We start from the raw sequence: 9,691 nt of genomic DNA, 5'->3' as shown, positions 1-9,691 counted from the left end.
GATGTGTATAAGAGACAGCCTTCACGATGTCCCATAATTCGCGGAAGCCCACGTTTTTTTGCCCATCGTCCATTTCCATCCATGATGATCGCAACATGTTCTGGCACCCGTTCATAGGTTTCGGTTTCTTTCGTCTGATTCAACCATTGAAACATTCGCACTTCCTCCTCTCTCAATTATGAAGAAAGGGACTCTTCGTGTGACAAAGAGTCCCCCACATGACGATCCGTCGCGTCATACTTCCATGATTTCTTGTTCTTTTTCCGTTGCCGTTTGATCAAGTTGTTTGACGAACTTGTCTGTCAACGTCTGAACATCTTCTGTATAACCACGTAGATCATCTTCTGTCAATGCACCATCTTTTTCTTGTTTCTTCAACTGTTCGTTCGTGTCACGACGAATGTTACGGAGGGCAACCTTGCCTTCTTCCGTATACTTCTTGACGAGTTTAACCAGTTCCTTCCGACGCTCTTCCGTTAATGGTGGAATCGCAAGACGGATGACCGTACCATCAGATGATGGTGCAAGACCAAGATCAGCACGTTGAATCGCTTTTTCAATCTCACTCACCATTGACTTATCCCAAGGAGTGATCAAGATTAGGCGTGCCTCTGGTGTGTTGACATTCGCTACTTGATTCAGCGGTGTTGGTGAACCATAGTATTCGACTTGAACGGGATCCAAAATCGCAACGTTCGCACGACCTGCACGGAGTGTCGCAAGTTCCTTCTTAAGTGAAAGATGTGCTTTTTCCATCCGTTCTTCGGCTTGTTTTAAGATTTCTTTTGACATATTAGTTCCCCCTTACGATTGTCCCGATTTCGTCACCGATGACGACACGTTTGATGTTACCTTCTTCCATCAACGAGAAGACGATGAGCGGGATGTCATTGTCCATACAAAGTGATGTAGCTGTAGAATCCATGACTTGGAGTCCATCTTTTAAGACATCCAAGTAAGAGAGCGTCTCGAATTTTTTCGCTTCTGGATCAACGTTCGGATCCGCTGAGTACACACCATCGACATTGTTTTTCGCCATCAAGATGACTTCTGCTTCGATTTCTGCTGCACGAAGAGCAGCCGTTGTGTCAGTTGAGAAATAAGGATTTCCGGTACCTGCTGCAAAAATAACAACTCGTCCTTTTTCAAGATGACGCATTGCACGGCGACGAATATATGGTTCTGCTACTTGGCGCATCTCGATCGATGTTTGAACACGTGTTTCAACACCTACATCTTCTAAACTGTCTTGAAGCGCAAGCGAGTTCATGACTGTCGCTAGCATCCCCATATAATCGGCATTGGCCCGGTCCATCCCAAGTTCTGCACCTGTTTTACCACGCCAAATATTTCCAGCTCCGACAACGACCGCTACTTCAACATTTAATTCAATCAATTCGCGAATCTGTTCCGAGATGGATTTGACGATGACAGGATTAATCCCAAACCCTTGATCTCCTGCGAGCGCTTCTCCGCTCAATTTTAACACAATCCGGTTATATTTCGGTTGCATGACTATGTCCCCCTTGCTAAATTCCGTAAAAAAGGAACACGAACCACTTCCACACGAAAGTGGATTGAAGCATACGTGTTCCTTCTCTTGTCATCAGGATGATCCCGATTCTTATTTTTTAAGTTGGTTCATAACTTCTTCAGCGAAGTTCTCTTCGCGTTTTTCCATACCTTCTCCAACTTCGAAGCGTACGAATGACACGACTTTACCGCCTTTAGATTCTACATATTTACCAACTTTGAAGTCTGGATCCTTAACGAACGTTTGATCGACGAGGCAGATTTCCTCGAAGAACTTGTTCATACGACCAACGATCATTTTTTCAACGATGTTAGCTGGTTTTCCTTCGTTCAATGCTTGCTCAGTGAGGACTTTTTCTTCACGTGCTTTTTCTTCTTCTGTGACAGAAGTACGGTCAACGTAAAGTGGACGTGCTGCTGCGATGTGCATTGCAACGTCTTTTGCAACTGTTTCGTCTGTCGTACCTTCGATAACGACGACTGAACCGATGCGGCCACCCATGTGGAGGTAAGAACCGAAGACTGCATCATCTGCTTTTGTGAAGAGCGCTACGCGACGGAGTGAGATTTTCTCTCCGATTGTTGAAGCTTCTTCTGAGATGTATGTGTCGATTGTTTTGCCTGCTTCGTATTCAGAAGCAAGAGCAGCTTCTGCTGTCTCAGAACCGTTACGGAGAACAGCGTCTGCGATGTTTTGAACGAGTGTTTGGAAACGTTCGTTTTTCGCAACGAAGTCTGTTTCTGAGTTGATTTCAACGAGTGCCGCTTTGTTGCCGTCAACTGCAACTGCAGTCAACCCTTCAGCTGCGATACGATCGCCTTTTGCTGCTGCTTTAGCGATCCCTTTTTCACGCAAGAAATCTACTGCTGCGTTCATGTCACCGTCAGTTTCAACGAGTGCTTTTTTGCAGTCGAGCATACCTGCACCTGTTTTTTCACGAAGTTCTTTAACCATTGCTGCTGTAATAGCCATTCGATATTCCTCCTTATAACATCCTTAGTTTCAAAAAAAAGGTGATAAAAGGTCGATTCCCTTTATCACCTGGCATCACGAATTACTCAGCGTCTGCTACTACTTCTTCAGTAGTTTCAGGTGCTACGTTATCTTCGCCTTGTTTAACTTCGAGGATTGCGTCAGCCATTTTACCAGTGAGCAATTTGACTGCACGGATCGCATCGTCGTTCGCTGGGATGACGTAGTCGATTTCGTCTGGATCACAGTTCGTATCAACAATCGCAACGATTGGGATGTTGAGTTTGTGTGCTTCTGCAATCGCGATACGCTCTTTGCGTGGGTCAACGATGAAGAGTGCATCCGGAACGCCTGGCATATCTTTGATACCGCCGAGGAATTTCTCAAGACGAGTCATTTCTTTTTTAAGAATGATGACTTCTTTTTTAGGAAGAACTTCGAATGTACCGTTCTCTTCCATTTTTTCGAGTTGTTTCAAACGGTTGATACGTTTTTTGATTGTAGAGAAGTTCGTGAGAGTTCCACCCAACCAACGTTCGTTGATGAAGTATTGACCTGCACGGATCGCTTCTTCTTTCACAGTGTCTTGAGCTTGTTTTTTCGTACCAACGAAAAGAACGTTTCCGCCTTCAGACGCTACTTCACGGATGAAGTTGTATGCTTCGTCTACTTTTTTGACCGTTTTTTGAAGGTCGATGATGTAGATTCCGTTCCGTTCTGTGAAGATGTATTTCGCCATTTTTGGGTTCCAACGGCGTGTTTGGTGACCGAAGTGTACACCAGCTTCTAACAATTGTTTCATCGAGATTACTGCCATGATGAATTCCTCCTTTTGGGTTTTGGATGTCCTCCGCGATGATCGTCTGTCCAGCTAACCTATTAAAGGCACCGCAGCTGGCGATACATGCGTGCGTAATTAACACCGTAGACTAATATAGCATAAAGATTAACGAGGAGCAACCTTCGTTTGACGAGAAAGTTTAGCAATTAAAGCGACCTCACCCGTTCCCCGGTTCAAAGAACGAGCGAGTGTCTCAAGATCTGTTCCTTCGCGTAAAGCCTGCTCCACATCTGTTAAGACCTGTTCTTCGTTCTGTATTTCAGAAGGAACTGGTGTTTCAATATATGATTCAGCTCGTTCATTTTGTACAACATTTTCCTCAGGTAAAACTGATTCTATTGATGGATTCTGATATGTTTCATTTATAGGATTAGATGATACCTCAGATTTTACGTTCTGCTCGGTCATTTCATTTACCTGCTCCATAAAGCTTAATAAAACTTGCTCTGTTTCGCTTTTTTCAAGCTCTAAACGGGATATACGATCTTTTAAATCCGCTTGCTGACGAAACAGCACAAGTAGTGCGTAGCATATAAGAGCTGCTAAGAGTATATACACGACTGTCATGATTGATTTCCTTTCACATTGCGACACGATCTGCTAAGTAGGCACTTCCCAATGCATTTTTTAATTTACGGAGAGCCTTAGAGTGGATTTGAGAAATTCGAGATGTTGACAATTCAAGGATTTCGCCAATCTCAGTCAATGTTAATTCTTCATAGTAGAACAAGGAAACGACGAGTTGTTCTTTTTCTGACAATTCTTTAACTTCCTCTGCTAATTTAGCAATCAACTCACGCATTAATAACATGTCTTCCGGAGTCGCAGTATCAGGGTCTAGATAGGAAACGGTCATTGCTTTCCCTTCATCTTGTAAAGTGACGGCTTCGTCAATCGATAATATATTTGCAAAATAACTTTCAGCTAACGCACTCTTCACTTCATCTGTAGACATTTCTACAATCGAAGATACTTCTTCAATCGTCGGAGTTCTTTGAAGAGATTGCTCTAGTATTTCAACAGCTGCTTCGACCCGCTTTGCTTTTTCTCGTAAAGAACGTGGTAACCAATCGATTTTTCGCAATCCATCTAAAATTGCTCCTCGAATCCGAAAGGCGGCATACGTGTCGAATTTATTATTATGATTTTGATCGAATTTTTGAAGAGCATCGTACAATCCCATCATCCCTAAACTTTTCAATTCATCCCGATCGACACTTTTAGGTAATGTTGCACTTAGTCGTTGAACATGATACTGAACGAGAGGCTCGTAATTCAAAAGTAATTCATCTGCTACCGTGATATCACGTGTCGATAGCCATCGATCCCAAAGTTGTTGTAATTCCTCACGCATGACCATTCCTCCTCTATATTTCCAACGTCCCGACATTTACTGTCCGGATAACGAGACGTCCTGACTTTGAGTGGAACTCGATCGTCCGCCCATTCGTGCCACCTACATCTTCTGCAACGAGTGGGATTCCTGTCTTTTGTAACATATCTTTGACGGACGCAATGTTTCGTTCTCCAATTCGCATCGATTCATGTTCGTATTTGAATTGGAACATCTGTGCACCACCAGCAATCTTAGCACGTAAGCGTAATGCACCATTTGCTCGTAAGCGTTTTACGATTTCTAAAATAGCAGTATCTGCAAACTTACCGATTTCTGCCTCGCGATTACGACTAATGGCCGAATCTGGCAACATCACATGTGCCATGCTTGATAACCCTCGCTCTTGATCATAGATGACGACCCCAACGCAAGAACCAAGACCAGCAGTGCGAAGAATGACAGGCTGTTTACTGATTGCGTATTCTGCAATTCCAATACGTATGAGTTCATCCATCAATGTCCACACCCAATCGCTGAAAAACTGTCTGAAACGCATTTGCTTCTGGAAGGAGAAGCAAGTGTCCAGTCAATTCATTCCCGGCACTAGAAAGATGAGTGTCGATATACAAAGCCATATTTCCCGATGTTGAAGATTCAAGCAATGCCACCTCGAGAAGTGCACCAACCATATCAAATGCAGAAGCAGGAACACTGACTTGGAGGGACAAATCCAACCAATCTGAAATCGATCGTGCATATGCCCCAATTAGTATATTCCCGATTTCCTCCCAGGCAGAAACCCCCATTTCATGAGAATCAGAGAAAAATTGGAATTCAGATTTCATTAGCTGTCCAATTAACTTTTCTGCATCATGGAGTGGCATCAAAAAAAGCAAGGTCGCTCGAATATCACCTGAAAACCGTAACAATGCGCCAGCCGTGTAAGCTTCTGCACCGCCCACACGATCTATGATCGTTGTAAACGATTCTAATTCGGCAGAAGGCACTTCGATTTCAATTGGTTTCCCTAAAAGTGTAGACAATGCTGTAGCAGCATGACCTGCTCCGATATTTCCAATTTCTCTGAAAATATCTTTTTGATCTGAATTAAGCATGAACGATATCCTCAAATAATCGATTTGGTTCGATTAAAGAAAACAGTTGGTCTTCTCCTTTTGCGACTGCCGTTAGGTAAGATGCATCTTCCTGTTTTTGTTCGCCCAAAGGCTCGATTCTAACTTCAGAAGATTCTACGACTTCATTCGCTCGATCAACGATGAATCCAGCGTCTCCGTGCTCAAGTGTTGCAATGATGATCCGTGTTTCTTCTGTTTCTTCGATCACGTCAAAACCTAAACGTGAACGTAAATCAATCACAGGTGTTACGACTCCACGCAAATTAATTACACCTTTAACGTAAGAAGCAGCATTTGGAATTCGTGTGATGGGAATGAGACGTTCAATTGAACGAACAGATTGTACGTCAATCCCATATGAATTCTCTTCTAGTTGAAAAACAACCCACTTTTGTTCCATCTTCAATTCCCTCACTTTCGTAATAGAGCGTTACTGTCAATGATTAATGCCACTTGCCCATCGCCAAGTATAGTTGCTCCGGAAATAGCCCGAATACCTTCGAGATAACTACCTAGCGGCTTCATGACAATTTCTTGTTGTCCAATCAATTCAGAAACGATTAAACCTGCCAGCTTTTCACCACTACGAACAACAACAACGGAGTAAGCCTCCGCCTCATGTTGCGGCAATCCATAGACTTCATTTAACGAAATCAATGGAACCAATTGTCCACGGAAATCGAATACTTTCTCGCGATGCGCCTGTAAGATCGAAGAGCTTCTTAATGATGTTGTCTCGATGATTGCCGTCAACGGAATAGCATACGTTTCTTTACCAAGTTCAACCAACATTGCTGAAATGATAGATAACGTAAGTGGTAGACTAATTCGGAAAATAGTACCTTCACCACGACGTGTTTCTACAAATACTTCCCCACCAAGAGATTCAATCTTGGATTTCACAACATCGAGTCCTACACCTCGCCCGGACAAATCTGTCACCGTTTCTGCTGTCGAAAAACCTGGAGCGAATAATAACATCGATGCTTCTTCAATTGTTAATAGTGCCGCCTCTTCTTCCGTAATTAGCCCCTTTTCAATCGCGATTCGTGTGACGCGCTCGTGGTTAATTCCAGCACCATCATCTTCGATTTCAATGAAGACTCGATTTCCCGAATGATAGGCGCGTAATGATAAATTCCCTTCAACAGGTTTTCCAGCAAGAATTCGGTCCGCTTTGTTTTCGATTCCATGATCGATTGCATTACGAATCAAGTGAACTAATGGATCTCCGATCTCATCGATGACTGTTCGATCCAACTCTGTCTCAGCACCAGTGATATGAAGTTTTATGTGTTTTCCGACATCTTTCGATACAGAACGTACCATTCGTGGGAAACGATTAAATACTTGTTCAATTGGCATCATACGTAAAGTCAATACGAGAGACTGTAATTCGTTCGTCCCACGCTTAATTCGCTCAACAGTATCCGTCAATTCAGGAGAACCTACTTCTGCCGCAATTCGTTCTAAGCGACCTCGATCGATGATGAACTCCTCAAATAAGTTCATGAGGCGGTCAATCCGTTCAAGATTGACACGGATCGTTTTTGAAGCGACTGGTGCAGTGACATCCATTGGTTCACTCGTCGTAGAAGTCACCTCTTTTTGAATCTCTTCAGTAACAGGTTCTTGTTGCAACGTAGAAGTGGCAACTTCTGCTTCTGACGTCGTCTCAAAAGGGACGATGGAAACATTCGCCACTTCTGATACGGCTTCAACTGCTTCTCGAATCGTCTCTTTTTCACTTTGTGTTACGAATAAAATCTCAAATGATGTATCAAAATGTTCTTGCTCTAAGTCATCTGAAGTCGGATTTGATAAAATGACGTCCCCCAGTGATTGAAGACGATCAAACACCATATAAACGCGAGCAGCTTTTAAGATGACATCAGCTGATAGTTCGACTGATAACACGTATGCTTGATAGCCTGCTGCAATCGATTGTTGGACAACCGCTTTTGAATAGACATCACATTCAAAATTCTGTTGCGTAGTAGGTAGAACATTCGTTTCAACTTGTACATCATTCGGTTGAATGAATCGCTTCAATCGATTAACCGTCTCCGTTACATCTAACTTTCCTTTTCCGCCTCGACTAATATCTTCAACCATCGTTTCAAGTTGTTCTGCCGCGACGAATAATACATCAATCAGTTCGGAAGTAGCTGGTTGTTTTTTAGAGCGAACTAAATCGAGAGCACTCTCCATTTCATGCGTTAAGTCAGCGATAGCATCATACCCCATCGTTCCTGCCATTCCTTTGAGTGTGTGAGCTGACCGGAAAATTTGATCAATGACAGCTTCGTCATCCATACGTTGTTCGAAATCCAATAAGCTTGTATTGATTGCTTGAAGGTGCTCCATTGATTCATCAAGGAACAATCCTACATATTCATTTAAGTCCATGAATGATTTCCTCCTTTATTTCCAACTTAATGGACATGATCTTTCCCATGCTTTAGCCGACTTAATAATCGATCTAAAAACTTTCGTTCTTTTACGCGAACACCCGTCAATGAAGTAGTAATGTGATCCATTCGCCAACTGACATGACTTTTTCGATCCATGATATAAAATGGCATTTGGGCTTTGACCGCTTTCACTACTGTTTGATCTTCAGGTAGAAAACCAATGAAACGTAGTGATTTTCTTAAAAATTGAGAGCTGACTAATTCGAGCCGATCAAATGTTTCAAGAGCTTCTTCACCATTCGTAGCTCGATTAACAATCACGGAAACAGGCAATTCATTCGCATGATGATGGGCTAATTTTACAAACGCGTACCCATCCATGATGGAAGTAGGTTCTGGTGTAACAACTAGCCATGCTTCATCTGCACTACCAATGAAATCAAACGTTTGATGATTAGCACCGGCACCTAGATCAAGTAATACATAATCATATTCATAGAAGAATCGAAATTCACGTAATAAAAAGGTAATGTCATCACTCGTGAAATTCGTCAATTCAGCAAATCCACTTCCCCCATGAATGAACTGAAGGGTTGGTGAATATTCTACAATTGACTGTTGTAGTGATTCTCTTTTCTTCACACATTCCATCAGTGATAACTTAGAAGATTTACCGAGTAAAATACCAATGTTGGCCATACCGATATCTAAATCGATAATAAGTACCTTCTTGTTTTGAAGAGATAGAGCAACACCTAAGTTGACAGCGACGTTCGTTTTCCCAACGCCACCTTTACCACTAACAATAGCAATCGTTTTAGTTTCATTTACGGATAACTTAGAGCGTAGGACTCGAGCTTGATCTTCTTGCATCATCCCATTCCTCTCTCGACGATCATCTGGGATATCTCTTCTACAGAACTAAACAAGATATCTTCAGGTACCTCTTGACCAGTGGTTATACAATAGATGGGTACATCACTTTCTTCCGCGAGACCAACGATTGACCATAATTCACTTGTCTCGTCCGCTTTTGAGAAAATAATTCCAGATACAGGTACGGATTGAAAGCGATCATACATACGAAGTAGATCTTGATATTTCGCAGTCAGACTGAGTACGAGAAATACATCCGTCTCTTCAAAAGTATGCCGACTTTTTAATTGTTCAACATACCCGACATCAAGAAAATTCCTACCCGCTGTGTCAATCAGAACGATATCGCATGATTGTAATGCTTCTTTCGCTTGTTCAAAGTCATTCAGATCGTATGCAACATGAATCGGGATACCTAGTATATCTGCATATGTGTTTAATTGTTCAATGGCAGATATCCGATATGTATCCGTCGTAATAAGACCGACTCGTTTTTTTTCTGTTAACGTAAAATGTGCTGCTAGTTTTGCAATCGTAGTCGTCTTTCCGACACCTGTAGGACCTGTCTCTTATACACATCTC

General features: G+C 42.4%; 12 protein-coding genes and 1 pseudogene. All 13 read right to left on the bottom strand.

Annotated features, from left to right (window positions below):
• Positions 1 to 155, bottom strand: a 155-nt coding sequence (locus F8N00_RS12840; RefSeq protein ID WP_421018346.1) for an undecaprenyl diphosphate synthase family protein, incomplete at its 3' end; no start/stop codon positions are given.
• Between the two features lie 79 nt (positions 156 to 234).
• Positions 235 to 792, bottom strand: coding sequence for a ribosome recycling factor (frr, locus tag F8N00_RS12835; protein WP_023468691.1), 558 nt, complete (start codon positions 790 to 792; stop codon positions 235 to 237).
• Between the two features lies 1 nt (position 793).
• Positions 794 to 1,513 carry a UMP kinase gene (gene pyrH / locus F8N00_RS12830; RefSeq protein WP_023468692.1) on the bottom strand — a complete coding sequence of 240 codons (720 nt, stop codon included), beginning with the start codon at positions 1,511 to 1,513 and terminating at the stop codon, positions 794 to 796.
• A gap of 111 nt (positions 1,514 to 1,624) precedes the next feature.
• Positions 1,625 to 2,506, bottom strand: coding sequence for a translation elongation factor Ts (tsf, locus tag F8N00_RS12825; protein WP_023468693.1), 882 nt, complete (start codon positions 2,504 to 2,506; stop codon positions 1,625 to 1,627).
• 82 nt (positions 2,507 to 2,588) lie between these two features.
• Positions 2,589 to 3,323, bottom strand: coding sequence for a 30S ribosomal protein S2 (rpsB, locus tag F8N00_RS12820; protein WP_012370721.1), 735 nt, complete (start codon positions 3,321 to 3,323; stop codon positions 2,589 to 2,591).
• Positions 3,324 to 3,452: 129 nt separating this feature from the next.
• Complete coding sequence (locus tag F8N00_RS12815) at positions 3,453 to 3,914, bottom strand: hypothetical protein (RefSeq protein ID WP_421018345.1); 462 nt, start codon at positions 3,912 to 3,914, stop codon at positions 3,453 to 3,455.
• Between the two features lie 13 nt (positions 3,915 to 3,927).
• On the bottom strand, positions 3,928 to 4,701 hold the full coding sequence (locus F8N00_RS12810; RefSeq protein ID WP_023468695.1) for a FliA/WhiG family RNA polymerase sigma factor: 774 nt from the start codon (positions 4,699 to 4,701) through the stop codon (positions 3,928 to 3,930).
• A 13-nt stretch (positions 4,702 to 4,714) separates the two neighbouring features.
• The gene (locus tag F8N00_RS12805; protein ID WP_023468696.1) at positions 4,715 to 5,197 is read right to left on the bottom strand and encodes a chemotaxis protein CheD; all 483 of its coding nucleotides are present in this window, start codon (positions 5,195 to 5,197) and stop codon (positions 4,715 to 4,717) included.
• Positions 5,190 to 5,798 carry a chemotaxis protein CheC gene (locus F8N00_RS12800; RefSeq protein ID WP_035396783.1) on the bottom strand — a complete coding sequence of 203 codons (609 nt, stop codon included), beginning with the start codon at positions 5,796 to 5,798 and terminating at the stop codon, positions 5,190 to 5,192. The genes F8N00_RS12805 and F8N00_RS12800 overlap by 8 nt, the downstream gene beginning before the upstream one ends.
• A complete protein-coding gene (locus F8N00_RS12795) occupies positions 5,791 to 6,219 on the bottom strand; it encodes a chemotaxis protein CheW (protein ID WP_023468698.1) in 429 nt (142 codons plus the stop codon). The genes F8N00_RS12800 and F8N00_RS12795 overlap by 8 nt, the downstream gene beginning before the upstream one ends.
• A gap of 11 nt (positions 6,220 to 6,230) precedes the next feature.
• On the bottom strand, positions 6,231 to 8,228 hold the full coding sequence (locus F8N00_RS12790) for a chemotaxis protein CheW (RefSeq protein ID WP_421018344.1): 1,998 nt from the start codon (positions 8,226 to 8,228) through the stop codon (positions 6,231 to 6,233).
• Between the two features lie 26 nt (positions 8,229 to 8,254).
• Complete coding sequence (locus F8N00_RS12785) at positions 8,255 to 9,109, bottom strand: MinD/ParA family protein (protein ID WP_035396779.1); 855 nt, start codon at positions 9,107 to 9,109, stop codon at positions 8,255 to 8,257.
• Positions 9,106 to 9,660 (bottom strand): annotated as a pseudogene (locus F8N00_RS12780) (GTP-binding protein); the annotation flags it as partial. The pseudogene F8N00_RS12780 and the gene F8N00_RS12785, both read right to left, overlap by 4 nt.
• Between the last annotated feature and the right edge of the window lie 31 nt (positions 9,661 to 9,691).

It is taken from the genome of Exiguobacterium sp. A1_3_1 (genome assembly GCF_048985645.1).
In the GTDB taxonomy this organism is placed as follows: Bacteria; Bacillota; Bacilli; order Exiguobacteriales; family Exiguobacteriaceae; genus Exiguobacterium_A; species Exiguobacterium_A indicum.
This window is presented reverse-complemented; position numbering and strand designations above follow the sequence as displayed.